The organism is Flavobacterium sp. RHBU_3, assembly GCF_046613565.1.
Classification (GTDB): domain Bacteria; phylum Bacteroidota; class Bacteroidia; order Flavobacteriales; family Flavobacteriaceae; genus Flavobacterium.
In genome coordinates this window covers 1-25,252 of the sequence record NZ_JBKJHC010000004.1, presented here as the reverse complement: position 1 = coordinate 25,252, position 25,252 = coordinate 1, and the positions used below count along the sequence as shown (strand labels likewise).

Below are 25,252 nucleotides of genomic sequence, written 5' to 3'. Positions count from 1 at the left end.
CCAAAAACTATCCTACCAGCTCTTTAGTAGACGGAGAGAATTTGGTAAGGTTGATACCTTCTACTGCTGCCTTGTACTCTTCAATATTAGGAATACGACCTAAAATTGCCGACAGTACCACAACCGGTGTAGAAGCCAGTAGCGATTCGCCTTTTTTGCGCTCGCTGTCTTCAACCACACGTCCCTGGAACAAACGGGTAGATGTAGCCATTACAGTATCTCCTTTAGCCGCTTTTTCCTGGTTACCCATACATAGGTTACAGCCAGGACGCTCCAGGTACATCATGTTTTCATATTCTGTACGGGCGGTGCTCTTAGGTAGAAGATCACTAAATTCAAAGCCTGAATACTTTTCTAAAAGTGCCCAGTCGCCTTCAGCTTTCAGTTCGTCGATAATGTTATAAGTAGGCGCAGCTACTACAAGCGGAGCGTTAAATTTAACCTCTCCCTGTTGTTCTTCCAGGTTCCTTAGCATTTGAGAAACAATTTTCAAATCGCCTTTGTGAACCATACAAGAACCTACAAAGCCAAGGTCTACTTTTTTATCGCCACCGTAGTACGAAATAGTGCGGATAGTATCGTGAGTATAACGTTTAGAAACGTCTTCGTTGTTTACATCCGGGTCAGCAATCATTGGCTCAGCAATAACGTCAAGGTCTATTACAACTTCAGCGTAATATTTAGCGTTCTCGTCCGGAGTAAGTGCAGGTTTAATACCTGATTCTATTTCCTCAATACGCTTGTTAGCCCTGTCTATAAGTCCTTGCAGTACATGATTGTGGTTATCCATACCTTTATCAATCATAATCTGGATACGGCTCTTAGCTATTTCCAATGATTCGATAAGGGTATCGTTTTGTGAAATACAGATAGACGCCTTAGCTTTCATCTCCGCAGTCCAGTCGGTAAATGTAAACGCCTGGTCAGCCAGTAGCGTACCAATGTGCACCTCTATAATCCTGCCCTGGAATACGTTTTCACCATCAAATTGCTGAAGCATTTGAAGCTGTGTAGCATGAACCACATCACGGAAGTCCATGTGCTCTTTCATTTCACCTTTAAAGGTAACTTTTACTGATTCAGGGATAGGCATTGAAGCCTCACCTGTAGCCAGTGCAAGCGCCACAGTACCAGAGTCGGCACCAAAGGCAACACCTTTAGACATCCTTGTGTGCGAGTCACCACCGATAATGATAGCCCACTCGTCTACAGTAATATCGTTAAGTACTTTGTGGATAACGTCGGTCATTGAATGATACACACCTTTAGGGTCGCGTGCAGTGATTACACCAAAGTCATTCATAAACTTCATTAGTTTCGGGATGTTAGCCTGCGCTTTTTTGTCCCAAACCGAAGCAGTGTGACAACCTGACTGGTAAGCACCGTCTACGCTTGGCGAAATTACGGTAGCTGCCATAGACTCAAGTTCCTGAGCCGTCATAAGGCCTGTAGTATCCTGAGAACCTACAATATTTACCTTAACACGAACGTCTGAACCTGCATATAAACGCTTGCCCGGTGTAACACCTACCGCATTCCTATTGAATATCTTTTCAACAGCAGTAAGGCCTTGTCCTTCAATAGAAATTTCTTTTGACGGAGCAAATACCGTTGGTGCTTCAATACCCAGAGTTTGGGCGGCAAATGTTTGTATTTTTTTACCAAATACCACAGCGTAAGAACCGCCGGCTTTGATAAACTCTAACTTTTGAGGCGTGAACGACTTAGAAAGGTCTATTAGTTCCTGGTCGCCGTTGTATAGTTTTTTAGTTTTTGTATTGATGGTTAACACCGTACCTGTAGCTACCGAGTAAACCTCCTCTAGTACCGGCTCGCCTTTGTCGTTACGCACAAGGTTGCCATCGGCATCGTGTTTTTTAACCCAGTTTTTAAGGTCGATACCTATACCGCCGGTAACGTCTACCGTAGTAAGGAAGATAGGCGAAATACCATTAGTACCACCTACAATAGGCGCTATGTTTACAAACGGAATGTAAGGGCTTGCCTGCTTACCGGTCCATAGTGCTACGTTGTTTACACCCGACATACGAGATGAACCTACACCCATAGTACCTTTTTCGGCAATAAGCATTACGCTTGCATCAGGGAACTGCATTTGCAGGTCTTTGATTTCCTGTTGTTGTGCAGGTGTCATCATACAAAGACCGTGAAGTTCGCGGTCTGAGCGTGAGTGCGCCTGGTTACCCGGTGAAAGCAAGTCGGTAGAAATATCACCTTCAGCAGCAATATAAGTAACCACTTTTATTTCTTCCTGTACTTCAGGAAGCTGTGTAAAGAACTCTGCCTTAGCATAGCTCTCAAGGATTTCTTTTGCAATTGCATTACCGTTAGCATAAGCCGCCTTTAAACGGTCAGTGTCAGCCTCATAAAGGAATACCTGAGTTTTTAGTACATCAGCCGCCGCTTTAGCAGTAGCAGCATCGTTACCAAGGGCAAGATCAAGCAATACCTCGATTGACTTACCACCTTTCATGTGTGATAGTAATTCGAAAGCAAACGCCGGAGTGATTTCCTCAACCACAGCGTTACCCAGAATAATTTCTTTAAGGAATACAGCTTTTACAGCTGCCGCCGGAGTAGTACCCGGCAAAGTATTGTAAATAAAAAACTTAACAGAATCTGCCCTGTGCGGATTGCCTGCATCTTGTATCTGAGCAATAATATCAGTTAATAATTCCGCCCCGTCTATTGGTTTAGGGTGAAGCCCAAGGGCTTTTCTTTCTTCAATTTCTTTTATGTAATCGTTATAAATAGCACCGAAAGCCATAATTAAATATTTATGTTCGTTTGTTAAAAAAGTCTGTAAATTTACTCAAACTTATTTCAATTAAAAAATTTTTATCGTTTCTTTAGATTGGTAAAATTATTATTTATAAACATTCTACTTTAATGAAAATAATTCAAAAGTTTTATGTTAAACAGGGGTTTCGTTAGGAATTGTTATTATTTTAACCTCATATTATCAAAATATAAAAATTCTGCCTAAAATTATACATTTGCAACAAACCACCCCAACGGTTTTATTGAGCTAAGCGACCGCTCAAACGTTTTAGTTTTGTGTAATTACTTACACCGATTTTTTCGCTTCCTTAGCAACGTAATGATAGTAGCGGTTGTAGTACACCATTAGCACTGCCATAAGCATACTAAAGCCGAAAAAACCGAATTGTATTGTATAAAAAGTTGCCCCGGAAGCGGTAGTAACGGTTTGGGAATACGAAATCCAGGAAGTGATAAGCATAAACCCAGACACTACTACAAACAATATCCCATACAGAAAACCCGTGGTTTTATTATTAGTAAACAGTTGCGCTACAAGCGCTATAAATAGCGCTATACACGGATAGTTAACCACACCCAGGCTGTCGTATTCCTGTAAAAACCATAATACGGTAAACAGGATAAAATATATTGCAGGGGCAAAACGAAGGAGTTTGTTCATTTTTAAAGCATTAAAAAAGACTGAGTTGCCCGCTCTTCCATTTCGAGCGAAATGCAATGAAGCCGAGAAATCTCAAATTGACTTATAATGAGATTTCTCTACTTCGCTACGCTACGGTCGACCCGAGGGCTTCACCCGAACAGGCAAAGCAAATGGAACGCACAGCAAACTTAGTATTACCGCAAATATAAGATTTTATGCCGTAATCCTTGTACGAGGCACAGCAGGGGTGCTTTTCTGCTGCCCGTATTTGAGCAGCATACCCAGGCCGGTAAGTACCGAAAGCAGAAAAAAGCCTAAAGCAGTAAACAGAAAGCGTGTACCGGCAGGGTCGCCCTCAGGGAAATCCCTATATTCTGAAACCACGGCAAGCATCATGTAAAAAGAGAACATTGTAAGCATGGCTCCCATGATAAGACCCAGTACCCTCTTGCCGAAAACCATTTGGAACAGCATTACCACCACCACTACCAGGGCAATGTAATTTACAGAACTGCTTGCGGTAAAATTTTCATAGGCCCAGTAAATGGCAAGGGCTGCAAAAAACAATTCAGGGAATAGTAAAAGGTGTTTTTTCATAATTGTTGATATTTGGTTACTTAAAATAACAACTTAATTTTCAACAATTTATTATATAATAAAAAAAGCTGTTTTAAAACAGCTTTTTAATTATCGTTTCTTCGGTGATACCTTCGGCATCGGCCTTGTAGTTTTTAATGATACGGTGGCGCAGCACTCCGGTGGCTACCGCCTGTACATCCTCTATATCAGGACTGAATTTACCATTTAACGCGGCATTGGCCTTAGCAGCCAGGATAAGGCTCTGCGAAGCACGTGGCCCGGCACCCCAGTCCAGATACGTTTTTACGTAGTCGTTGCTCAGGGCATTGCCGGGACGGGTTTTGTTTACCAGCTTCACGGCATACTCTATAACATTATCTGCAACCGGTATACGGCGTATCAGGTGCTGAAACTCTACAATCTCCTCAGCTGTAAACAGTGGGTTTATAGTTACCTTATTATCGGCGGTGGTGCTCTTTACCACCTGTACCTCTTCTTCAAATGTAGGGTAATCAAGCTTTATGGCAAACATAAAACGGTCCAGCTGCGCCTCAGGCAGCGGATAGGTTCCCTCCTGCTCTATCGGGTTTTGTGTAGCCAGTACAAAGTACGGCAGGCTCAGCTTATGGTTTTCACCGGCTATGGTAACCGATTTTTCCTGCATGGCCTCCAGTAGTGCCGCCTGTGTTTTAGGCGGTGTACGGTTAATCTCGTCAGCAAGGATAATATTACTGAAAATAGGCCCTTTTATAAACTTAAAGTTACGGTTTTCGTCGAGGATTTCACTTCCCAGTATGTCGCTTGGCATAAGGTCGGGCGTAAACTGTATGCGTTTAAAGTCGAGCCCCAGCGCCTGGCTGATGGTGTTTACCATAAGTGTTTTGGCAAGGCCGGGTACACCTACCAGCAGGGCATGCCCTCCCGAAAAAATGCTCAGCACTATCTGGTTTACCACCTCTTGCTGGCCCACGATTACTTTAGCTATTTCCTGTTTTAATGCGGCCTGTTTTTCTACTAATTTTTGTATCGCTGCTACGTCTGACATAGTTTCTGAATCGGTTTTTAAAAAATGAAGCTAAGGCTCATACCTTAGCTTCAAACTTATAAATAATTTTATTCCCTGCCTAATAATATCTGCAATTGCAGTTTATTTTTTCAGCCAGTTGTTTGCAAATTTACAGCCTTTATAGTCGCCACTAACCTTAATGTAAGCATCCTTAATTTTTTCGGCGCTCCACTTGGCTATGGTTTTTATCTGCTTTTCTTTAAGAGCAAGTTCTTTAATTTTTGTGTAGTCTAGCGCATAGTCTGCCGGGTGCTCATCGTAGCGGTTTGTTACCACATACAACTTATAAGTTTGAGTGCCACGACGGTCTACATCCAGTATCGGCTCAGACACTTCGTTATTCTTAAGCCCAGAAACCTCGTTATACACATTAGGGTCCATTTTTGTAAGCTCAAAACGGGTACCCAGTGAACTTGGGTTTATCAGTTGGCCACCGCTGTTCCTGGTCTCTTTGTCATCTGACTCAGAACGTGCAGCATCGGCAAAGCTTATGGCTCCGCTAGCTATACGTTGCCTGATTTTTTCAATCTTTTCCTTAGCGTCTTTAAGTGACTGTGGAGTTATCTTAGGCGACATAAGTATGTGGCGTACATCACGCTCCTGCCCGCGTATTTTTTCTACATAAATAAGGTGGTACCCAAATTCGGTTTCTACCGGATCTGAAATTTCTCCTTCCTCCAGGCTGAAAGCTGTATCCTTAAATTCTTTTACAAAAGCAGTTTTACGGTTTATCTTGTAAAACCCGCCACTGTTTTTAGAACCCGGGTCTTCAGAATACAGTACCGCTTTACTGTAAAAGCTGCTTCCCTCCTGCACATCCTTCTTTATCTGCTTAAGCCGGTCGATGACCTTTTGTTTTTCTTCCTGGGATATCACCGGTTTAACCACTATTTGCGAAATCTCCATTTCGGCACCAAACTGCGGTATTTCCTCCTTCTTGAATTTCATGTAGAACTGCCTCACCTCTTCCGGAGTTATTTCTACCTCATCAATTACTTTCTTCTGCATACGCGAAGTAAGTTCCTGAGTTTTTATCATCTCAAAAAGTTCCGTTTTAAACGAATCAAGGTCTTTCTTTTTAAAATATTCCACCATTTTATCAGAAGAACCCAGCTGCTCCACAAAATAATCTATACGGCGGTCCATCTGCTCGTTAACCTCGGCATCGCTTACAACAATACTATCCTGTATGGCCTGGTGGGCATACAGTTTGTCCTCCATAAGCTTGCCCAGCATTTCGCAACGGGAAATACCTTCGGTAGGTATATTTTGTGTTTGAAGTTCTTTGTACGCCAGGTCAATATCTGATTCCAGTACCACATAGTCGCCCACTACTGCTACTACGCCGTCTACCTTTACCTTACCGGGACGGGCTGCCGGACGCGGCTTTACAGTATCTTTAATAATCTCCTGGGCCACTGCAGGCAAACTCACCAGTGCAAGTAACAAAAACGCGGCAAGCCTGCTATTTATAAACTTCATACTTTTTATTTTTAATTGCATCATCCGTAATGTCGTTTTGGATCTTTTTAATTAACTCCAGTTTGCGGTTATTTATTATAACCTCTTTTAGTGTGGGCTTTATATACTCGTAGGGCGCCACCTGATTCCTGTCCAGCACCTTGTTTACCTTTACAAGGTACACATCGGCCGAATCAGGATACTGATACGATATACCCCCAGATATGTAGCGCGACCTGTTATCGGGCGATATAAACGGCAGCTTTTGGTACACTTCGTTCATATCTGTCCATATAGTATCGTTAAAGGCGTAGCTTTTAAAGTAAAGCGACATATCTGTAAGCGCCTTCCTGTCTTTTTTATTACCGCTAAGAAAACGCTGGCGCGCCAATGCAAACTTGGCATGGTCTTTTTCCATACGCAGGTAGCGCAGTTTTACCAGCATTCCCGTAGTACGGAAATTTTCTTTATTGTCGTTATAATACTGAGCCAATTGTTCATCTGTAACGGTAGTGTCTACACTCTGCTTTACCATTTCTTCAAGGTAGGCACGCGTATACAAATCCGTTTTGTACTGGCGTATCAGCTCATCAAGCTCTTCCTGCTTTTCTTCTCCTATGTTTACATTCGCAGCCTCATACATTAGCCTTTGCGAAGCCCACCGGTCTATAAAAGCCTTAACTATGGCAGCACTGTCTTTTTTAGATGTACCGGGTGGCACCAGTCCCTCTATCTCGCTTTTGGCAAGGTAGGTATCACCCACACGGGCCACAGCATCTTCCTTACGCACGGTATCATTCTTCCGTCCGCATGAAAATGCCCCCAAGGCCATCAATATATACAGCAGCGCTTTTTTACCCATTACTGGTTAAGCTCTTTTTTTACTTTTTCAAAAACATCAGTGTTCACTTTCACAGTAAACTCTTTCTTCAGGTCGTCTACCCATGTGTTTTCCAGGTACTGCTGGTAGTCGTTTATAACACGGCCTTTGGCTTCTTCAAGCGTTTTAGGCCCTGCAGGCAGTACTTTTTTGGTTTTTACCACATAGTAGTAGTTACCCTCTTTTACTACTTCGCTTACACCCGTTTTCCAGGCAGTAAGTTTTGGCATAGCATCGGTACCGGTTTCAAAGGTACCTGTTTTATCTATAATGTTTACTTTGTCTTTAGTGTTCAGTTTGGCCTTAATGGCTTTTACATCCTTACCTTTTAGTAGTAGCTGGCGTGCCTCATTTACCTTCTTCATATCGGTAGAAGAATAAATTTCTACCTCAGCCCTTTCTTTCCACTGGTAGGCATCTTTATGGGCATTGTAGTACTGCTGAAGTCCGACAGAATCCGTTTTGGCACGGTTCCATATTTCTTTTTCCATAAGGTCAAACAACAACAGGCCGTCGCGGTATTCATCCATTACCTGAGCAAACTCAGGGAATTCTTTTTCAAGGTTTTCGTTGTAGTAAGCGTTTATCTGCTCATTGGTATATTTATCAAACAGTACCTCAGCAGCATGAGCCACCGGCTTGGCAGTAATACCCAAGTTTTGCTGTGTAGAAACGTAGTTAAGGAAATCCCTGCCTGTAAGTTTCTTATCCTTGTTTATGGTAAGTATTGGCTGGGCATAAGCAGCACTCTGAGCAGGCATTTTCCAGGTCATGCTGTAAATACTGTCGGTAAGTGTTTTGGCAGCAAGGTCGAAAGTAGCCTTGTTTTTCTCAACACTGTATTTCTTTTTCAGGTTAGCCGTAAAGCTTTCAGAAATAAGCCTTGAACGCTCGTCGCGCTTAATGCGGTTTTCAAATTCGGTTTTAGCCTGCTCAAAAGTTTTTACAGGTTTCTTTTCTATCAGTTTTACAACATGCCAGCCAAATTGTGTTTCAAACGGCTGCGACATATCGCCCGGGTTTTTCAGTGCGAAAGCATGGTCTTCAAACTCCTGAGAAGTAAGCTCCCCGCTACTGAAAGTGTTTAGCACACCACCTTTTTCAGCACTCGATTTGTCTTCGCTAAACTGTTTTGCAAGTGCAGCAAAATCTTCACCCTGCAGTAGTTTCTTGTAAATATCTTCTATTTTGGTCTTTGCTTTTTCAGCCTCAGCAGCATCTTGCTTTTTAGGCTTCATGGCCATAATGTGTGCTACGGTAATTTCGCCACGGTTGTCCCTTACGTCAGTTACCTTAATAATGTGGTAACCAAAACGGGTACGTACCGGCTTACTCACCTGCCCTTTTGGAGTATTAAAAGCAGCAGTCTCAAAAGCATATACCATCCTCAGCACTGAGAAGTACCCAAGGTCGCCTTTGTTTTCTTTAGCAGAAGGATCTTCCGAAAGCTCGGCAGCCACTTTTCCAAAATCTTCACCGGCAAGCACACGCTTACGGGCTTCTACGGCTTTATTGTATGCCTTAAGGGTATCGGCAGGAGTAGCGTTTTCGTCGGCCATTATCAGTATATGCGATGCACGTACCTCCTTAAGCGAACGGTCATAGGCTTCCTGTAGCAGCTCGGCAGTAACCTTACTGTCGGTCAGGTAGTTTTTAGCCAGCTGGTTGCGGTAGCTTTTTAGCTCGCCCTGGTATTTTTTATTATCCTGAAGCCCCAGCTTGTAGGCTTTGTTTACTTTTAGTTTATAACCTATGTACAGGTCCAGGTAGTTGTTAAGGTCTTTTTGCGAATCGTCCTTTACCAGGTCCAGGTTCTTTTTATACACCCTTTCAAACTCATCGGTATAGTAAGGCTTGTCGTTAACGGTAAAAAGTACTTCCTTCGGTTGGGCCGGGGCAGCGGTTACAACCGGCTCGGCATTAGTAGTTTCTTTTGATGATTTACAACCGGTTACAACAACAGAGGCCGCTAAAAGGCCCGAAAAAAACCTGTTTAATTTCATTATAAAGCTTAATTTATATATCTGTGATACGGTTAACTAAACGCAGCAGTATACAAAATAGTATGCCTGCTTACGGTTTGCGACCCACAAAAGTAAACAATCAACGGTATTGTGCAAGGAATATGTGCTAAAAAGAGACTTAGCCACTAAGCTTCTTAGCTGCTAAGCCTGTGAGCAGGTTGAAACTTAAAACAGAAAAGTGAAGTTACACTCTCTTTGAGAAAGAACCGGAAAGAATCCTAAAAACTTTCAAAACGCGCGCAACCCGCTTTGGAAAAATGCATCTATAAATAAAAACCAGTAATCATGAAAAAAATATTCTTACTACTAACACTATGTAGTATTTTACTAACCGGGTGTAATAACGATAATGATAATAGCACTCCTACACTTAACGCGGCCTACCTTAAAGGAACATGGGTAGAGAAAGCACCGGCTGAAAATTATGTTTTTAAATTTGAGGATGCTACAACAACATTACTATACCAGGGTGAAATAAGTACAGAAAACTACAACTACGCCATTCAGGATGGGCGACTTGTAATTAGTGACCCTGAAGATGAAACCCGTAGTTTTACTTATGACATAGAGATAGTTGATCAAAATACTTTTAAGCTTACAACCTTGTATTTTTATCTGGATTGTGCCAATTGTGAACAGACGGTATCTACTTTTAAACGACAATAAGAATTTTGCTACAAATTCCCGAAAATTAACAGCATTCCGTTTATTTTGCCTTATACAAATAGACTTCAGGTACACACAGCGTTAGAAACCGTATATTAGCAAAAAAGTAATTTTGAAGCGTTTCCTGAAATACATCGTTCCGGCTGTGTTTGTCTGTTTGATAACAATGTCCTGTTCTGATAAACAGCCTGAGGTACGTACCGATGCTGTTGTATTAGGCAGGCTTATCAATTTGCCTGTAAAACCTGTTTCGGTGCTGTGGGTTTCTCAAAAAGTAGTTGAAAACCCCCGTGTGGATTTAGGGCCGACTGATTATTACATTAATGCAGTAATAAAACTGGATGATGCTGATTTTGAAAAGGTAAAGCAGCAATGCAGCACAGAACCTTACAGTGAAACTCAACTGGATAAAAGCTTTATGAAGCCCTGGTTTCCGCAGTCGGTAAAAGATTGTTTTAAAGATAAGGGAGATTACCTCCGGGTACCCATAACCTGGGCCGACCCCAAGATTTTTATTAAATCGCCACTGCTACAGGGATTTTGCTTTTTTACCAACAATAATGAGGTGTTTGTGCATTTGTATACGATGTAGTTTAATAGCGAATTAACCTTTATTGTGAGTCAGGTACCCATGGCTTTAAACTCCGTTTTATTTCATTCTGGCTGAAGCCTTCGCGACGTAAGGCAACTGTATCTGTTACCCGTTTTGTAAAATCTACCCTAACCTTCTCCGGATCTAAAGACGAATAGTTTATAACATAAAATTTCTTCAGCATATCTTCATAATTATCCGGGCAGACATCGCACGCCTCTTTGTACTTTTTATTATCTATATAATACACAATAAAGGCACTATAAGTTTTGCCTGAATTTCCACAATAACTGAACTTACCAATAGATACAACTTTATTTTCGTCAATTTCTTTATTATAAGAACCACTAGTGAAATACAAAATTGGGAATACCACTACTATAAATAGTGATAAAACAACAATGCCTCTTATTAATTCTTCCTTAGGCGTTAATTTCTCTATAGGCTTTTCAGTCATAATTACCTGGTAATTTTAAAATCTCTTTGTGCTATAAAAAACCAAAATCATTGCTTCGTTTTACAAGATTGCCGCACTCCGCTGCGCTGCGTTCGCAAAGACGGTGCGTGAAAAATGCATCTTTAAATAAAAACCAATAATCATGAAAAAAATATTTTTACTACTAACACTTGATTAGTTTACGTTCTTGAAATACAAATCTTCAATGCTTATTCGTGAAATCTCCTTATAAAATTCCAGTTCGTTCAAAGGGCCTATAATACGTTCTTCAGGGTAAATGGCAACGGTATCTGCAACAATAGGCACTATGTAATAACTGAAAAAGGATTTATCTTCCTTGGTGTTGAGGCGTTGTTTTACATAAATGTTATTTTCATCATTGCAATATGAAATAACTTCAGCAGCCACAAGACTTACATAATTACCATCCCCTGTTTCGTAAGCCAGGCAGGCATCTTCAGCTACATCAATGGCTATAATGTGGTATTTCCCCACAACCTGTTTGTTAGTAACAAATCCGCAGGAAGAAAAGCAAAAGGCTGTAAGTAATAGCAATGGGGAAAATTTCATTTTACAAATCAAATATTATAAGATTGACTTACTCCGTTACTCGCGATAGCGAGGGTTTTAATCGAGTGAAGCTCCCAACAACCAACAACCAACAACTATCAACCAACAACTATCAACCAACAACTACTTCTTTACAATAATAAAATTACTCCTTCTGTTTAGTTGGTGGTCTTCTTCGCTGCATTGTACACCATTGCTGCATTTGTTCAGCAGGCGGGTTTCGCCAAAGCCTTTTACGCTTTCTATACGTTTAGGGTCTATGCCTTTGCTCACAATATAGCTGTAGGTGCTTTTGGCGCGGTCGTCGCTCAGGCGTAGGTTGTATTCGTCCTTACCGCGGCTGTCGGTATGCGATTCTATCTTAATTACCACATTCGGGAAATGCTCCATTACATACACCACTTTATCGAGTTCTTTGGCTGCCAGCGGGGTGATGTAGTATTGGTCGAAATCAAAATAAATCGGGTTGATGTCTATCATTTCGGCATTCTCTTTTTTGGTAACCAAATCAGCATAGGCTGTTAGTTTAAAATCAAGCTCCACAGGGTCGGCAGAAATCACGCCCTGCTCGGTAGTGTATTCCGGTTTTTCGGCAATTACGGTTACACTCTCGTCACACGGAATGCTAAACTCATAATGCCCCTGCGCGTCGGTTTGCACCGATGTAGTTACCGTACCATCAGCCTTTACCGCCTTAACGGTAGCCGCCGCTATAGGCGAACCATCTTTAGTATTGGTTACAGAACCCTTAACTGTTTTTACACAGGGTTCGTCTTCTTTAGGTGTTACAAGGTAAATATCGTCATCGCCCTTGCCCCCTGCGCGGTTGCTACTCAGGTAGGTAAGTTTACCGTCGGCCGAAAGCACATAGGCAAAATCATCGCGGTTGCTGTTAACAGGCTTACCCATATTCTGCGGAAGCGAAAACTGCCCCACACCGCTTACGGTACTGGTAAATACATCGAGTCCGCCCAGGCCATAATGGCCGTCTGACGAAAAGTACAGTACATCTCCCTTAAGGAACGGAAACATTTCCTTACCCTCGGTATTAATCACCGACCCGGCATTTTTAGGGTTGCCCAGTTTGCCGTCGCTGTATATTTCGCAGTAGTAAATATCGGTTTCACCATAGCCGCCCGGCATATCACTTACAAAGTACAGCCACTTCCCATCGGGACTCAATGCAGGTTGCCCCACCGAATAATCGGCATTATTAAACGGTGCAGGTTGCTTTTTGTCAAAGCGTTCGCCGCTCACCCTACCGTATATTATCTGAACGTTATTGGTACCTGCCTTATCGTTTTGCAGGCGGTTGCTTTTACTTACGTTGTTTACGCTTACGTAGGCCGTTTTCAGGTCGGGCGAAAAAGCCACCGCAGCGTTGTGGTAATCGGTCTGGGCATTTTTAAGGAATACTTTTTCTTTGCCAAAGGTACCATCGGCATTCAGGTCGGCTACAAAAAGCGACAGGTACGGCTGCTGGTTCCATGCATAGGTTTTGGCACCGTCGCGCACAGTATCCTTAGCGGAAGTGTACACTACCTTTTTGCCAAAGAACACCACCCCGAAATCGGATTTATCGGTGTTTACCGCAAGATTGTCCAGTTTGTATTTCTCACCTTTTTGGGTCAATTCAACCAACTGTTCCTTTTGGCTTTTATTGTTTTGAAGTATCGTGTCTTTCGTTGCCAGATAGTTCCAAAGCAATGCATCGGCTTGTTCATAATGTTCCTCACCACGCAGCGCCAGTATGTAATAGCGCATGTCTTTTGCAGGGAGGTTTTTATTTTGTGTGTATGCCTTTTCATATAAGCGCATGGCAGCACCCGTATTGCTTATATAATAATTAGCCTCGGCGGCGTGGAGCAGTACTTCCTGCTTGGGATTCTTTTCCTTTTCAAGGTATTGCTCATATTCGGCGGCGGCCTGGGTATAGGCCAGGTCGCGGAAGTGTATCTCTGCCTTGCGCAGCACCCCTTGCCCCATCATGGTAGCTATGCAAAAAAACAGGGCTGCTGTGTAGTAGTATTTTTTCATAAGCTGATTAGAAGAAGCGTGGCGATTTTATACGGTTTGTTTTCGGGGCAAGCTCAAAGCGCAGCATAAACTCATGTGTACCTTTGTTGTACTTGTTCAGTTCGGTAACCGAATAGTCAAAAGAGTAGCCTACAAAAATATTGCGGTTTATCTGTATACCCGCCAGTGCGCTTACTGAGTCGTCCCAACGATAAGCGGCTCCCAGCGTTACCACCTCCTGCAACAGGAAATTGGCCGAAACATCAGCCGTTATGGGCGCACCGTTTACAATTTTAACCAATGCGGCAGGCTTAAACTTCACGTTTTCATTCAGGTCGAAAACGTAGCCCCCTATAACATAATAATGCAGGCGATCGGCCATCATGCTTTCCTGCACATCATTATAATAGTTGTTCTGTATAAAATTTGGCACCGAAACCCCGGCATACCACTTATCAGTATAGTAATAAATACCGGCGCCTATGGTAGGGTTAAATCGGTTATTAATGTTTGTATTAAGCAGCGGGTCGCCATCCTGGTAGTAGGTACCACGGCTCCAGTCAATGTTCATAACGCGTACGCCTGCCTTAAGCCCGAAAGCCAGCTTGCTTTCCTCGCCGGTGTGTATGCTGTAGCTAAAGTTGGCATCGGCATATACCTCGTCACTCGGGCCTATGCGGTCGTTTACCACGCTGAGGCCCACGCCTATATTCTCGTAATATTCGCTCCACGGAGTGTGAATGCTAAACGCCTGTGTTTGCGGTGCACCGCGTACGCCCACCCACTGGTTGCGGTACAACAGGTTAGCCTGCAGCACGCCCGGTGAACCCGTGTAGCCGGGATTTACCGTAAGGGTATTGTACATATACTGGGTGTACTGGGGTTCCTGCTGGGCATACGTAGCCACTGCCAGGAACAGCACAGGGATAGGGATATATTTTTTAATAACAGCGTAAATGTTCCGCATAAACCTTGGTAATATTGGCCATAAGTTGTAAAAATAGTGTTTTTTCTGTAGAGATGCATGGCATGTGTTGCACAATTTAAAAACTTACGAAATAAAAAAGAGACGCATGCAATGCGCCTCACAATAAAAACATATTGTAACAAAAAAGAGACGCATGCAATGCGTCTCTACAAATAAGGGATTGTTTTTTAATCTGTCTGAAAAATCAATTTTAAAGCTTAATGAAAAAGAATGCCACCGCAGCCCACTCTTTTTTAACACCACTGGCATAACCTATGGTGCTGTGGCTGCTGCTTTCTACAGTGCCGTTGTCTTTTACATAGCCTATAGTACTGTGGCTGCTGTTTTCTACAGTACCGTCTCTTTTTACGTAGCCTACTGTGCTGTGGCTGCTGTTTTCTATAGTACCATCACTTTTAATATAGCCTATGGTACTGTGGCTCTTGTTTTCTATAGTACCGTCGCTTTTAATGTAGCCTACGGTGCTGTGGCTGCTGTTCTCTATGGTACCGTCGCTTTTAATGTAGCCGGCCGTGCTGTGGCTTCCCGATTCGATAGATTGTGCCTGTACTGCTGCGCCACATAGCGCAAATGCTGCAATGAAGAAAACTTTTTTCATGGTTGTATAAAAATTTATTGGTTACGGTTGGTAGCTTACCCCTCCCCTACGGGAATTGTAAGTGTTTTTTTTGGTTTGGTTGTAAATGGGGTTGGCTCCATTTATAGTGCAATATAGTAACAATATTGTAATCTGCGTTTTCCTGAGTAAGAAAAAACGCAACTTTTATCTCTCCACCCCTTAATCAAAAACCTCGTTACTAATAAATTAAAACCAAAAAAAGCCGCTTTTCAGCGGCCCGTCCTAAAAAATATAATTACTAAAGTTTTATGTCATACAAAAAAAGTCCATAGGCTCCTTTGGAGGTAAAAACTGCTGCACGGCATTTTGTATTATTTCCTCCAGCCGGTGGTAATCGCGCGGTTTTGCTGCAAACCCCGAAGCCTGGCTGTGCTCGGCAAACTGTACGTCAAAATGGTTATTTCCGGTGGTGTACATTACCACATTACTGTTACCAAACGAACGGTTACCGCGTATAATTTTAAGCAAGGTATAACCGTCTATAGCAGGCATATTAATATCCAGGAAAATAAGACATGGGGTTACGGCATCAGTATTATCCATATAATCAATAAAGCTTTTACCGGAATGGTGTTCACTAAAAACACCCGAAAAACCGGTGCTTGTTATGGCTTCACGAAACAGGAGGCGGTCATCGTCATCATCGTCAATTAAAATAATATGGGCATTCATTGGGTTGATTTTTATTTCTGATGTAAAAGTACCCAGCCCATCCACATTTTTTTATCTATAACGGCAGGAAGGATTTTACCTTCGCCCAATGACAATATTGTTTCGGTAATTTGTTTTTCATTTTTAAGCAAAGACAATTTACCTCACATAACTATTGCTTTACCTCAAAAACACAATTACCACTTTATGTAAGCGTTACATTCGTATTTGCTAAAATAACCAATATGCAACGCAATTGTTTTTTACTTGCCGCACTGTTACTGGCAGTTTTTTCGGGTTATGCACAACTGTGCAGCGGCAGCCTGGGTGATCCTGTTGTAAAACTTGATTTTGGTACCGGTACCAGCAGCCACGGACCTGCACTGGGCAGCAGCATTACCAGCTACACCTATTCCAGTGCCGATTTTCCGAACGACGGCAGCTATACCATAGAAAAAACCACCAACACGCCTAACACCTGGTGGACCACCACAGACCATACCGGAAACGGGGGCTATATGATGGTGGTAAACGCAAGTACATCGGTTACCGATTATTTTTATAAAAATACGGTTACAGGGCTGTGCCCTAACACCACTTACGAATTTTCGGCGTGGATAATGAACCTGCTGAAAAGCCAGGACAACAGTACGCCAAACATTACTTTTACCATAGAAAAAACAGACGGCACCATACTGGAATCGTACAATACCGGAAATATTCCGCTGGCAAGCAGTGCCTTGTGGAAACAGTTTGGTTTTTACTTCCAAACGCCCGACGGTATAGATACCGTGGTAATACGCATGCGGAATAACAAAGTAGGCGCCATGCCCGGAAACGACATAGCACTCGATGATATTGCCTTTGCACCCTGTGGCCCCACAGTTACCTCACAAATAAGCGATAACTCTTCTACAAGCGCCCAGGTATGCGAAGGGCAAACGGTAAACTACACCCTTAGCGGCGAAATTGTAACCACCGGGGTATACACTAACCCTGCCTACCAGTGGCAGGTAAGCACTGATAACGGCACTACCTGGACGGATATATCGGCGGCTACAACTACAACTTACACTATAAGCCTTAGCACAGCCGGCGTGTATATGTACCGGCTTTCTACTGCCGAAACCAGTAACATAGCATCGCCTGCGTGCCGCGTGGCCAGTAACCTGATTACGATAACCATCAGCGATGCTCCCGATGCCCCCGTAGCCACCAGTAACCCTACCGAGTGTGGTAACCCTACGGGAAGCATAACCATAACATCGCCTACCGGTGCCACGTATAGTATAGACGGGGTGAATTATCAATCGTCTGCCACGTTTAGCGCCCTTGCCGAGGGTGACTATCCTGTTACGGCAAAAAACACCACTACAGGCTGTGTATCGGCAGCTACTACCGTACACGTAAGCGTAGGCAGCGGTATACCCGATGCTCCTGCCGCAACAACAGCTGCCCCTGCCACCTGCGCCGATGCAAACGGTACCATTACCATAACCAGCACCGAAGCCTTTTACAGTTTTGATAACGGAGCTACATGGACTACCGCTAACGTGGCTGCTGTACCTCCGGGGGATTACCAACTGAAAGTGAAAAACGCCCAGGGTTGCTCGTCTGATGCTACAACGGTTACCGTGCCGGAAGCTACGGGTTTCCCTCCCTTGCCTACCGTAAATGTTACCCAGCCCGACTGTATAACAACTACAGGCACCATTACTGTAACTGACAGTGAAGCCGCTTACAGTTTTGATAACGGCGCCATCTGGCAAACAACTGCTACAAAGAGCAACCTGGCAGCAGCTACCTATACAATTTTGACAAAAAACACATTAGGGTGTTTGTCCGATCCGCTTGAGGTAACCATAAACGCTTATGTAAATAACGAACCGCTACCCACAGCCGATGCCGCACAAACATTTTGCATATACAATAATGCTACTCTGGCCGATGTAGCTATAACAGGCACTAACATACAATGGTATGCAGCAGCTACCGGGGGTACCGCATTGGCAGCTTCTACCCTGTTGGCTGATGGTACGACCTACTACGCCAGCCAAACGGTAACCCTTTGCGAAAGCCTGCGGATACCCGTAGCCGTAACGGTACTGAATGTAGCTGCCCCAACCGGCGATGCAGCGCAACAGTTCTGTACTACACAAAACCCTACCGTGGCCTTACTGGAAGCCACGGGAACGGCAATACAATGGTACAGCACAGCAACAGGCGGCACCGCGCTTACATCATACACATCATTAACAGACGGGGCTACCTACTACGCCACGCAAACTTTAAGCGGCTGCGACAGCCAGACACGATTTGCCGTAACGGTAAGCATAGTATCGCCGTCAATACCTGTGAGCAATGCATCGGACATTGTGTGTGATGAAAGTAACGACGGCACCGAAACGGTAGACCTTACCGCTTACCAAACGCAGCTTACTACCGATACTTCCAGCGTATTCCTGTATTACACCTCTGCACAGGGAGCCGCACAGAAAATAGCCACGCAGCAAATTACTTCACCTGAAGCTTACGCACTGCTTAGCGGTACACATACGCTGTATGTAAGGATAGAATCGTCGGACAAATGCTACCAGGTGGTAACACTTACCCTGCAACTGGTAGATATACCCGTTATTACCGTAGACGATACCGTAACACTGTGCCAAAACAGTACGGTGACAGTAGATGCGGGCACGGGCTTTGATACCTACACATGGTCTACCGGAGAGGCTACTCAAAGCATTACTATAGATGAGGCAGGTACATACACAGTAACAGTTACCCAAAACCATGGCAGTACGGTATGTACAAGCGTAAAGGACTTTACAGTAATACTGTCTAACCCGGCTATTATAACAGGTTTTGAGTTAACCGACTGGACCGATGAAAATAACGTGATTGAGATATATGCTACCGGCCTGGGCGACTATGAATATTCTATAGACGGGGTTAACTGGCAGGACAGCAATACATTTACCGGACTGGTACCGGGTCGCTACCGGGCTTATGTACGCGATAAAAACGGTTGCGGCACCGTAAGCGATACGGTATACCTACTGAACTATCCTAAATACTTTACCCCTAACGGAGATTCTTATAACGAAACCTGGAGAATAGAATTCGGTACGCTGGAAGCCGGATTGGTTACAGAGATATTCGACCGCTATGGCAAGCTGATTACGGTACTGCAATACACCGAAAGTTGGGACGGCACCTATAACGGCCGCCGTATGCCTGCCACCGATTACTGGTTTGTGGTAAAACGTACAGACGGCACGGTACACAAGGGGCACTTTAGTTTGATGAGATGATATTAGGATTGTTAGATTTTTAGATTGATTGGATTTTTAGAAGGCTTCACTCGTAGTGATTTAAAACAACACAAGCCACCCAAAAGGGTAGCTTGTGTTGTTTTTTTATATATAAAGCGATTCTGATTACCGAATCACCGTATAACCAAAAAATTAATATTTTACTCCCAGTTTGGCGGCATTAGCCTTCGCCTGAGGGATTTCATTAGTAATATTAGCAATACGCGTAGCATCGCTTGGGTGGGTGCTTAGCAGCTCTGGAGTTGAAGACCCGCCTGCCTTAGCCGACATACGCTGCCAAAACTCAATAGCCTTGTCCGGATTGTAACCTGCAACTGCCATAAGTGTAAGGCCTACTTTGTCAGCTTCGCTTTCATGGCTGCGGCTAAACGGAAGTACAGCACCATATGTAGCACCTACGCCATAGGCTTGTTGTAGTATTGCCTGCGTAGTTTCGCTTTTACCCTGTGTAGCCACCTGAAGCCCGGCTGCACCCAGTTGTTGCGCCATTTCGGCGGTCATACGCTGGCCACCATGGTTCAGTAGTGCGTGCGCTACCTCATGCCCCAGTACGGTAGCAAGGCCTGCTTCATCTTTGGTAATTGGCAAAATACCGCTGTATACTACAATCTTTCCTCCGGGCATACACCATGCGTTAACTTCATCACTTTGTACCAGTTTATATTCCCACTCATACCCGGCAAGATAATCCGAATGCCCCAAAGAAGCCAGGTATTTTTCGGCTGCAGCCTTAATTTTTTGGCCTACAGATGTAACCATAGCAGCCTCTTTGGTACCGGTTATCACTTTGTTTTCTTTCAAAAACTGGTCGTACTGGGTAAAAGCAGTAGGAAAAAGCTGGCTGTTTGGCACAGCATTAAGTTGCGCTTTACCGGTAATAGGATTAGTACTGCATGCCGCAATAGTAAGTGCCATTGCACCTGCCATGGCTATGTTTCTTGTTTTCATGGTGAGCTGTTTTATGTTAAAGGCAAAATTATAAAATTAAGATGATAATATTTTTTGAAAAATTATCCTACAAAGTTAAAGTATTGTGAACATACAATCTAAATGCCATATTAAACTATGCGCGCATTGTATTTTTGTAACTTTGCGTAATTTTATACACAGAATCAATACTATATCATGAATACTCCTGCTCCATTACAATATAACGCTTCGGCTAAAGTGCCGGGAATTATCCTTACCACAGTAAAAATTCTTGAAAGCATATCGCCTAAACTTGCGGCAAAATTTGGCATAAAACTCTTTACAACTCCCATAAAACACAAGCTCCCGAAACGCGAAGTGGAAATGGACCACAACAGCACACAGCAAACGCTCTATATAAAATCGATAAACAAAAGCGTACACGTATACACCTACGGCACCGGGGAAAAGAAAGTACTGCTGATACACGGATGGAGTGGCCGTGGCACGCAGCTGTGCAGCATAGCCAATAAACTTGTAAAACGTGGCTATACCACCATAAGTTTTGATGCTCCCGCACACGGAAAGGCTCCCGGTAAAACCAGCGATATGACCGAGTTTATGGCTGCAGCCCTGCAACTCCAGGAAGAATTTGGCCCGTTTGAGTTTGCCATAGGGCATTCACTTGGGGCAATGGCTCTGTTAAACGCCATAAAACGCGGGCTACAGGTACAAAAAGCGGTTATTATAGGCGGGGGCGATATTATACAGGATATTATGGACAGCTTCTGGCAAAAACTAGGCATGAAAGTTGCTACCGGTAAGCTGATGATACGCATGTTTGAAAAGAAGTTTGGCGAAACCATAAACAGCTATTCAGCGTATATAGCAGCACAGGAAGTACGCATACCGGTACTGGTAATGCACGACGAAGACGATGATGATGTGCCGGTAGCAGCAGCACATCATGTAAAGGCGTATTTGGCTGATGCACAATTGTACATTACACAAGGACTGGGACACCGGAAAATACTGGGCGATAAAACCGTAATAAAAGAAATACTATTGTTTTTAGGACTATGAGAAATTTAATGATATTGCTGGCCATGGTGCTTACACTTACATCGTGCCAGGGACAGGAAAAGAAAAAAGATACCAAAGCTACTACAGCCAAAAAAACGGAAAATCAATTTCCCGTTACTAAAACCGACGACGAGTGGCGCAGCGAGCTTACATCAGACCAATATGATGTACTGCGCAATAAAGGCACAGAAATGCCCCACACCGGCGAATATGACGAGTTTTTTGAAAAAGGCTCTTACGTATGCGCTGCCTGTGGTAACCCATTGTTTAAAAGCGATAACAAATTCCACTCAGAATGTGGCTGGCCGTCGTTTGACCAGGCCATAAAAGGTTCGGTAATTTACAAGCACGATACCAGCTATGGCATGGACCGCACCGAGGTAATGTGCGCCCGCTGCGGCGGACACTTGGGGCATGTTTTTGACGATGGGCCTGTAAAAACCACAGGGCAACGCTTTTGCACCAATTCGGTATCTATAAAATTTATCCCGGCACCATAATTTAACGACAGATGTTAAGGTTGCGCTATTTCCCAAAATATATGGGTAAATGGCATAACTTAGTATTGTATAAACTACACGAAAGGAAATAAAAAAATGAGCAATTACAAAGTACAAAAAACCGAGGGCGAATGGAAAGAACAACTTGGTTTAGAACGCTATAAAATACTACGCCAGGCAGGCACTGAGTTTCCGCACAGTGGGCAGTACAACCTGCATTTTGAACACGGCACTTACTGCTGCGGTGCCTGTGGCGAACCGCTTTTTGAGAGCGACAGCAAGTTTAAATCAAGCTGTGGCTGGCCTTCTTTTGACGAGTCCATACCCGGCAAGGTAGAGTACGTTAAGGATAACTCTTTCGGTATGCAACGCATAGAAATACTGTGTGCTAATTGCGGTAGCCATTTAGGTCATGTATTTGATGACGGCCCTACCGAAACCGGCCAGCGCTATTGTGTAAACAGTGCCTCGGTGGATTTTAGGGAAGAGCATTAATTTTTTATTGATTATTTTATATTTTCAAACCACATAGGCACATAGTCAGAATTAGTATGAGGCATTAAACCTATGTGGTTAAAAAGATAATTTATGAATTTATTCGAACAAACAAACTGGCCCGAAGCATTTAAACCCCTTGTAGAAAAATACAAAGGGAAGCAGCACCCGTTGCATTACGGTAATATTTACCAGCTGTTGGTTATGGTGGTGCTTAGCGCTCAGGATAATGATGCACACATCAACAAAATTGCTCCTGATTTCTTTAAGAAATACCCTGATATGAAGGCATTGGCAAAAGCCAATACAGCTGAGTTAACTGAAGCCTTGAGCAGTGTGCGCTTTCATACCAATAAAATAGCGTGGCTACAGGATATAGCCTCGGAAATTAAAGAAGATAAAAACATCCCTACTACCTTGAAGGAACTTACCGCACTTAAAGGCGTAGGCAGGAAATCGGCCAACGTAATTATGCGCGAAGCCGGTGTACAGGCCGAGGGTATAGTGGTAGACCTGCATGTGGTACGGGTAGCGCCAAGACTGGGCATAACCAAGGGAAAAAATGCCGATAAAATAGAAAAAGACCTTATGGCTGCATTACCCCAAAGCATGTGGGCCGATGCCGGTATGGCAATATCATTTTTAGGCCGTGAAATCTGCCGTCCTACCAATCCTAAGCACAGCGAGTGTGTGATGAATACCGTATGCGAATATTGCCAGGCACACAAAAGCTAAGATTGAATATTGCAGCTACAGATTATCGCTTTGATACCATTCTGCATAAGAAGTATCGGTCTCTTGCAGCCTTAGTGAAAACAATTCTATTCCTTCCGGAAGTAACGGATTTATTTTAGAAGCAAAATCAATCACCATGTTTTCGCTTGTAGGCTGGTAGTCTACCAAAATAACATGATGCCCACGGTCCTTAAGTTCCTTAGCAAGCTCTATGTGTGGCGTATTTTGGTTAAATACCGTAGCATGGTCAAATACATCTACTATTTGTTCCTTTACAATTTTCTTCAGGTCGCCAAAATCAATCACCATACCGTACTTTACATTCGTAGTATCCGTAATAGGACTGCCTATTACCGTAACCGAAAGCTTATAGCTGTGGCCGTGCACATTCTTGCATTTTCCGTCGTATCCGTATAGTGCATGTCCGGTTTCAAAAGTAAACTGCTTGGTGATTCTGATTTTACCCATTGTAAAAGTATTAGAGGATGCAAAGTTAGTAAATAACACGTGGAAAAGTATGGTAAATAATCCTATATTTGATGCCACATTCACACACACAAATCAAATGGAAGATCTACAGACCAACCCTCTTTACGAACAGGTAATAGACGGGTTGCTTGAAAATAATTATAGTATTGTAGACGGTTTTTTCTCTCCTGAGGAAGTTTTTGCATTACGGGCTGATCTTTTATCTAAATACGAAGAAGATTCATTTAAAAAATCAGCGATAGGACATAATGCCGACGAACACATAGCCGATGCTGTACGTGGCGATTTTATCCTTTGGCTCGACGAAACTTCGGCTGGAGTTGAACGAATTTTTCTTGATAAAATAGCCGATTTTGCAGAATATCTTAACCGTACCTGCTATATGGGCATACGCCAAAAGGAATTCCACTATGCACTCTATCCCGAAGGTACCTTTTATAAGCGTCACCTGGATAATTTCCATAACAGCAACAGCCGCAAGCTTTCGCTTATTTGCTACCTGAACACCGAAAACTGGAATGAAGAACTCGGGGGACAACTGGCTATATACATACCTAAACCGGACGGCTCAGAAGAAACAATAAGTATAAATCCCGTACAGGGAAGGGTTGTAGTATTTGAAAGCCAATTACTGGAGCACGAAGTAATGCCCGTAAGGCAACCGCGCCTGAGCATAACCGGCTGGCTAAAAACAAGTAACTGATTTTGCTGCGATTTTGACAAATGTTTTTATAAAAAAGTTTGGATATAGCAGATTAATTACACTATATTTGCACACGCAAACGGGGGATTAGCTCAGCTGGCTAGAGCGCTTGCATGGCATGCAAGAGGTCATCGGTTCGACTCCGATATTCTCCACAAAAAAACCGCAAACATTTTAAATGTATTGCGGTTTTTGTTTTTATACCATTTAGTAAATCTTTATAAGATCTCCGGCTGGCGTAAATGTTGCTGTTAAATCCACACCATCTTTTGTAAGTACAAGTTTGTATTCGCCATCATCGGCTTTATACGCTTCTTTTATGGTATAGTTACCGTATTGTTTTTTTATTTTCTGCAAAGCATCGGCAGAAACGTCTGATACTTTAATCTTTTTGTATTCTTTCTCCTGGAAAATAACTCTATAGTGTGCAGAATTAAATGCAAACGCATTTGAGCCGGAAAAACAGAATAATATGGCCGAAATAATCAGAAACTTTTTCATAGGAATCGTTTTTAACACTATAAAAGTAGCAAACGCCCTCCTTGTAATATGTTTAAGATATATTAAAGTTTTTAAAAATTACTAATGCGAAAACACATTATACAGCAATGTACCCAGTAGTAAAACAAGTAAAATAACCAGTATACCTAACACAATAACTATCCATTTTAAAGTCTTCAGAATCTTCTTTAAGGTTTGATGTGTTTCATCAGTAGTCTTCTCAAGCAGGTTAAGCCCTGCGGCGGAAACAATAAAAAAGTCATCTATCCATCCTACTACCGGTATATCCGGAATAATATCGGCAGGACTAATAGCATAAACCACGCTTAAAACAGCTAATACCGATGCCCAGGTAACTTTATTTCTGTTATTTTCATCCATAATAATGTAATTGAGGGGTTAGTTTACAGTAAATATAAACAAATATCCCACTTAATACGGACAGACTCTAAAACAAAAAACCCTATCTGTTATAGATAGGGTTTTTC

25 protein-coding genes and 1 tRNA gene are annotated in these 25,252 nt (G+C 43.0%); 9 read left to right on the top strand and 17 right to left on the bottom strand.

What is annotated here, in order from left to right; all coding sequences use genetic code 11:
- Positions 1 to 7: 7 nt before the first annotated feature.
- From ACLI1A_RS06355 to ACLI1A_RS06325, 7 genes are all read right to left on the bottom strand, one after another.
- The gene (locus ACLI1A_RS06355; protein ID WP_411407274.1) at positions 8 to 2,788 is read right to left on the bottom strand and encodes a bifunctional aconitate hydratase 2/2-methylisocitrate dehydratase; all 2,781 of its coding nucleotides are present in this window, start codon (positions 2,786 to 2,788) and stop codon (positions 8 to 10) included.
- Between the two features lie 300 nt (positions 2,789 to 3,088).
- Positions 3,089 to 3,463: a hypothetical protein gene (locus ACLI1A_RS06350; RefSeq protein ID WP_411407272.1), complete on the bottom strand. Its 375-nt coding sequence runs from the start codon at positions 3,461 to 3,463 to the stop codon at positions 3,089 to 3,091.
- Between the two features lie 195 nt (positions 3,464 to 3,658).
- Positions 3,659 to 4,042: a hypothetical protein gene (locus tag ACLI1A_RS06345; RefSeq protein ID WP_411407270.1), complete on the bottom strand. Its 384-nt coding sequence runs from the start codon at positions 4,040 to 4,042 to the stop codon at positions 3,659 to 3,661.
- Between the two features lie 73 nt (positions 4,043 to 4,115).
- Positions 4,116 to 5,069: an AAA family ATPase gene (locus ACLI1A_RS06340; protein WP_411407268.1), complete on the bottom strand. Its 954-nt coding sequence runs from the start codon at positions 5,067 to 5,069 to the stop codon at positions 4,116 to 4,118.
- Positions 5,070 to 5,171: 102 nt separating this feature from the next.
- Positions 5,172 to 6,572, bottom strand: coding sequence for a peptidylprolyl isomerase (locus tag ACLI1A_RS06335; protein WP_411407266.1), 1,401 nt, complete (start codon positions 6,570 to 6,572; stop codon positions 5,172 to 5,174).
- The gene (locus ACLI1A_RS06330; RefSeq protein WP_411407264.1) at positions 6,556 to 7,413 is read right to left on the bottom strand and encodes a hypothetical protein; all 858 of its coding nucleotides are present in this window, start codon (positions 7,411 to 7,413) and stop codon (positions 6,556 to 6,558) included. Before ACLI1A_RS06330 ends, ACLI1A_RS06335 begins: the two co-directional genes overlap by 17 nt.
- On the bottom strand, positions 7,413 to 9,434 hold the full coding sequence (locus ACLI1A_RS06325; protein WP_411407262.1) for a peptidylprolyl isomerase: 2,022 nt from the start codon (positions 9,432 to 9,434) through the stop codon (positions 7,413 to 7,415). Before ACLI1A_RS06325 ends, ACLI1A_RS06330 begins: the two co-directional genes overlap by 1 nt.
- 306 nt (positions 9,435 to 9,740) lie before the next feature.
- On the opposite strand from ACLI1A_RS06325, the gene ACLI1A_RS06320 reads away from it, so the two are divergent.
- Positions 9,741 to 10,121 (top strand): hypothetical protein, encoded by a 381-nt coding sequence (locus ACLI1A_RS06320; protein WP_411407260.1) that lies wholly within the window; start codon positions 9,741 to 9,743, stop codon positions 10,119 to 10,121.
- 166 nt (positions 10,122 to 10,287) lie between these two features.
- On the top strand, positions 10,288 to 10,713 hold the full coding sequence (locus tag ACLI1A_RS06315) for a hypothetical protein (RefSeq protein WP_411407258.1): 426 nt from the start codon (positions 10,288 to 10,290) through the stop codon (positions 10,711 to 10,713).
- 19 nt (positions 10,714 to 10,732) lie between these two features.
- Here ACLI1A_RS06315 and ACLI1A_RS06310 read toward each other — a convergent pair whose 3' ends face one another.
- From ACLI1A_RS06310 to ACLI1A_RS06285, 6 genes are all read right to left on the bottom strand, one after another.
- On the bottom strand, positions 10,733 to 11,170 hold the full coding sequence (locus tag ACLI1A_RS06310) for a hypothetical protein (RefSeq protein WP_411407256.1): 438 nt from the start codon (positions 11,168 to 11,170) through the stop codon (positions 10,733 to 10,735).
- Between the two features lie 174 nt (positions 11,171 to 11,344).
- On the bottom strand, positions 11,345 to 11,740 hold the full coding sequence (locus ACLI1A_RS06305; RefSeq protein ID WP_411407254.1) for a hypothetical protein: 396 nt from the start codon (positions 11,738 to 11,740) through the stop codon (positions 11,345 to 11,347).
- Between the two features lie 123 nt (positions 11,741 to 11,863).
- On the bottom strand, positions 11,864 to 13,777 hold the full coding sequence (locus tag ACLI1A_RS06300; RefSeq protein WP_411407252.1) for an OmpA family protein: 1,914 nt from the start codon (positions 13,775 to 13,777) through the stop codon (positions 11,864 to 11,866).
- A 7-nt stretch (positions 13,778 to 13,784) separates the two neighbouring features.
- The gene (locus ACLI1A_RS06295) at positions 13,785 to 14,723 is read right to left on the bottom strand and encodes a type IX secretion system membrane protein PorP/SprF (protein ID WP_411407250.1); all 939 of its coding nucleotides are present in this window, start codon (positions 14,721 to 14,723) and stop codon (positions 13,785 to 13,787) included.
- Between the two features lie 211 nt (positions 14,724 to 14,934).
- The gene (locus ACLI1A_RS06290) at positions 14,935 to 15,342 is read right to left on the bottom strand and encodes a 5-fold beta-flower protein (protein WP_411407248.1); all 408 of its coding nucleotides are present in this window, start codon (positions 15,340 to 15,342) and stop codon (positions 14,935 to 14,937) included.
- Positions 15,343 to 15,609: 267 nt separating this feature from the next.
- A complete protein-coding gene (locus ACLI1A_RS06285; protein WP_411407246.1) occupies positions 15,610 to 16,035 on the bottom strand; it encodes a response regulator in 426 nt (141 codons plus the stop codon).
- 224 nt (positions 16,036 to 16,259) lie between these two features.
- Here ACLI1A_RS06285 and ACLI1A_RS06280 point away from each other — a divergent pair, with 224 nt between their 5' ends.
- The gene (locus tag ACLI1A_RS06280) at positions 16,260 to 19,328 is read left to right on the top strand and encodes a T9SS type B sorting domain-containing protein (RefSeq protein WP_411407244.1); all 3,069 of its coding nucleotides are present in this window, start codon (positions 16,260 to 16,262) and stop codon (positions 19,326 to 19,328) included.
- Between the two features lie 153 nt (positions 19,329 to 19,481).
- Here the strand turns inward: ACLI1A_RS06280 and ACLI1A_RS06275 are convergent, their stop codons facing one another.
- Positions 19,482 to 20,297: a M48 family metallopeptidase gene (locus tag ACLI1A_RS06275; protein ID WP_411407242.1), complete on the bottom strand. Its 816-nt coding sequence runs from the start codon at positions 20,295 to 20,297 to the stop codon at positions 19,482 to 19,484.
- A gap of 177 nt (positions 20,298 to 20,474) precedes the next feature.
- Between ACLI1A_RS06275 and ACLI1A_RS06270 the strand changes: the two genes are divergently transcribed.
- The 4 genes from ACLI1A_RS06270 (at position 20,475) to ACLI1A_RS06255 (ending at position 23,071) form a co-directional block, all read left to right on the top strand.
- Positions 20,475 to 21,341, top strand: a complete 867-nt coding sequence (locus tag ACLI1A_RS06270; protein WP_411407238.1) for an alpha/beta fold hydrolase — start codon at positions 20,475 to 20,477, stop codon at positions 21,339 to 21,341.
- Positions 21,338 to 21,841: a peptide-methionine (R)-S-oxide reductase MsrB gene (msrB, locus tag ACLI1A_RS06265; RefSeq protein ID WP_411407236.1), complete on the top strand. Its 504-nt coding sequence runs from the start codon at positions 21,338 to 21,340 to the stop codon at positions 21,839 to 21,841. The genes ACLI1A_RS06270 and msrB (ACLI1A_RS06265) overlap by 4 nt, the downstream gene beginning before the upstream one ends.
- A 96-nt stretch (positions 21,842 to 21,937) precedes the next feature.
- A complete protein-coding gene (gene msrB, locus ACLI1A_RS06260) occupies positions 21,938 to 22,336 on the top strand; it encodes a peptide-methionine (R)-S-oxide reductase MsrB (protein WP_411407234.1) in 399 nt (132 codons plus the stop codon).
- A gap of 93 nt (positions 22,337 to 22,429) precedes the next feature.
- Positions 22,430 to 23,071, top strand: coding sequence for an endonuclease III domain-containing protein (locus ACLI1A_RS06255; protein ID WP_411407232.1), 642 nt, complete (start codon positions 22,430 to 22,432; stop codon positions 23,069 to 23,071).
- A gap of 15 nt (positions 23,072 to 23,086) precedes the next feature.
- On the opposite strand, the gene ACLI1A_RS06250 is transcribed toward ACLI1A_RS06255, so the two are convergent.
- The gene (locus tag ACLI1A_RS06250; RefSeq protein ID WP_411407230.1) at positions 23,087 to 23,539 is read right to left on the bottom strand and encodes a 6-pyruvoyl trahydropterin synthase family protein; all 453 of its coding nucleotides are present in this window, start codon (positions 23,537 to 23,539) and stop codon (positions 23,087 to 23,089) included.
- Positions 23,540 to 23,636: 97 nt separating this feature from the next.
- Between ACLI1A_RS06250 and ACLI1A_RS06245 the strand changes: the two genes are divergently transcribed.
- Together ACLI1A_RS06245 and ACLI1A_RS06240 are read left to right on the top strand one after the other, a co-directional pair.
- Entirely contained in the window at positions 23,637 to 24,263 is a 627-nt protein-coding gene (locus ACLI1A_RS06245) for a 2OG-Fe(II) oxygenase (RefSeq protein WP_411407228.1), read from the top strand.
- Between the two features lie 81 nt (positions 24,264 to 24,344).
- Positions 24,345 to 24,418, top strand: a tRNA-Ala gene (locus tag ACLI1A_RS06240).
- A gap of 52 nt (positions 24,419 to 24,470) precedes the next feature.
- Here ACLI1A_RS06240 and ACLI1A_RS06235 read toward each other — a convergent pair.
- Both ACLI1A_RS06235 and ACLI1A_RS06230 read right to left on the bottom strand, forming a co-directional pair.
- Positions 24,471 to 24,764, bottom strand: coding sequence for a hypothetical protein (locus tag ACLI1A_RS06235; RefSeq protein ID WP_411407226.1), 294 nt, complete (start codon positions 24,762 to 24,764; stop codon positions 24,471 to 24,473).
- An 81-nt stretch (positions 24,765 to 24,845) separates the two neighbouring features.
- Positions 24,846 to 25,145, bottom strand: coding sequence for a YkvA family protein (locus ACLI1A_RS06230; protein WP_411407224.1), 300 nt, complete (start codon positions 25,143 to 25,145; stop codon positions 24,846 to 24,848).
- Between the last annotated feature and the right edge of the window lie 107 nt (positions 25,146 to 25,252).

Coding starts and splice junctions, on each gene's coding strand:
- msrB (WP_411407234.1), top strand. CDS start 21,938: ATGAGCAATTACAAAGTACAAAAAACCGAGGGCGAATGGAAAGAACAA.
- ACLI1A_RS06310 (WP_411407256.1), bottom strand. CDS start 11,170: ATGACTGAAAAGCCTATAGAGAAATTAACGCCTAAGGAAGAATTAATA.
- ACLI1A_RS06300 (WP_411407252.1), bottom strand. CDS start 13,777: ATGAAAAAATACTACTACACAGCAGCCCTGTTTTTTTGCATAGCTACC.
- ACLI1A_RS06255 (WP_411407232.1), top strand. CDS start 22,430: ATGAATTTATTCGAACAAACAAACTGGCCCGAAGCATTTAAACCCCTT.
- ACLI1A_RS06345 (WP_411407270.1), bottom strand. CDS start 4,042: ATGAAAAAACACCTTTTACTATTCCCTGAATTGTTTTTTGCAGCCCTT.
- ACLI1A_RS06285 (WP_411407246.1), bottom strand. CDS start 16,035: ATGAATGCCCATATTATTTTAATTGACGATGATGACGATGACCGCCTC.
- ACLI1A_RS06235 (WP_411407226.1), bottom strand. CDS start 24,764: ATGAAAAAGTTTCTGATTATTTCGGCCATATTATTCTGTTTTTCCGGC.
- msrB (WP_411407236.1), top strand. CDS start 21,338: ATGAGAAATTTAATGATATTGCTGGCCATGGTGCTTACACTTACATCG.
- ACLI1A_RS06315 (WP_411407258.1), top strand. CDS start 10,288: ATGTCCTGTTCTGATAAACAGCCTGAGGTACGTACCGATGCTGTTGTA.
- ACLI1A_RS06270 (WP_411407238.1), top strand. CDS start 20,475: ATGAATACTCCTGCTCCATTACAATATAACGCTTCGGCTAAAGTGCCG.
- ACLI1A_RS06325 (WP_411407262.1), bottom strand. CDS start 9,434: ATGAAATTAAACAGGTTTTTTTCGGGCCTTTTAGCGGCCTCTGTTGTT.
- ACLI1A_RS06290 (WP_411407248.1), bottom strand. CDS start 15,342: ATGAAAAAAGTTTTCTTCATTGCAGCATTTGCGCTATGTGGCGCAGCA.
- ACLI1A_RS06275 (WP_411407242.1), bottom strand. CDS start 20,297: ATGAAAACAAGAAACATAGCCATGGCAGGTGCAATGGCACTTACTATT.
- ACLI1A_RS06340 (WP_411407268.1), bottom strand. CDS start 5,069: ATGTCAGACGTAGCAGCGATACAAAAATTAGTAGAAAAACAGGCCGCA.
- ACLI1A_RS06250 (WP_411407230.1), bottom strand. CDS start 23,539: ATGGGTAAAATCAGAATCACCAAGCAGTTTACTTTTGAAACCGGACAT.
- ACLI1A_RS06335 (WP_411407266.1), bottom strand. CDS start 6,572: ATGAAGTTTATAAATAGCAGGCTTGCCGCGTTTTTGTTACTTGCACTG.
- ACLI1A_RS06280 (WP_411407244.1), top strand. CDS start 16,260: ATGCAACGCAATTGTTTTTTACTTGCCGCACTGTTACTGGCAGTTTTT.
- ACLI1A_RS06295 (WP_411407250.1), bottom strand. CDS start 14,723: ATGCGGAACATTTACGCTGTTATTAAAAAATATATCCCTATCCCTGTG.
- ACLI1A_RS06245 (WP_411407228.1), top strand. CDS start 23,637: ATGGAAGATCTACAGACCAACCCTCTTTACGAACAGGTAATAGACGGG.
- ACLI1A_RS06320 (WP_411407260.1), top strand. CDS start 9,741: ATGAAAAAAATATTCTTACTACTAACACTATGTAGTATTTTACTAACC.
- ACLI1A_RS06305 (WP_411407254.1), bottom strand. CDS start 11,740: ATGAAATTTTCCCCATTGCTATTACTTACAGCCTTTTGCTTTTCTTCC.
- ACLI1A_RS06355 (WP_411407274.1), bottom strand. CDS start 2,788: ATGGCTTTCGGTGCTATTTATAACGATTACATAAAAGAAATTGAAGAA.
- ACLI1A_RS06230 (WP_411407224.1), bottom strand. CDS start 25,145: ATGGATGAAAATAACAGAAATAAAGTTACCTGGGCATCGGTATTAGCT.
- ACLI1A_RS06330 (WP_411407264.1), bottom strand. CDS start 7,413: ATGGGTAAAAAAGCGCTGCTGTATATATTGATGGCCTTGGGGGCATTT.
- ACLI1A_RS06350 (WP_411407272.1), bottom strand. CDS start 3,463: ATGAACAAACTCCTTCGTTTTGCCCCTGCAATATATTTTATCCTGTTT.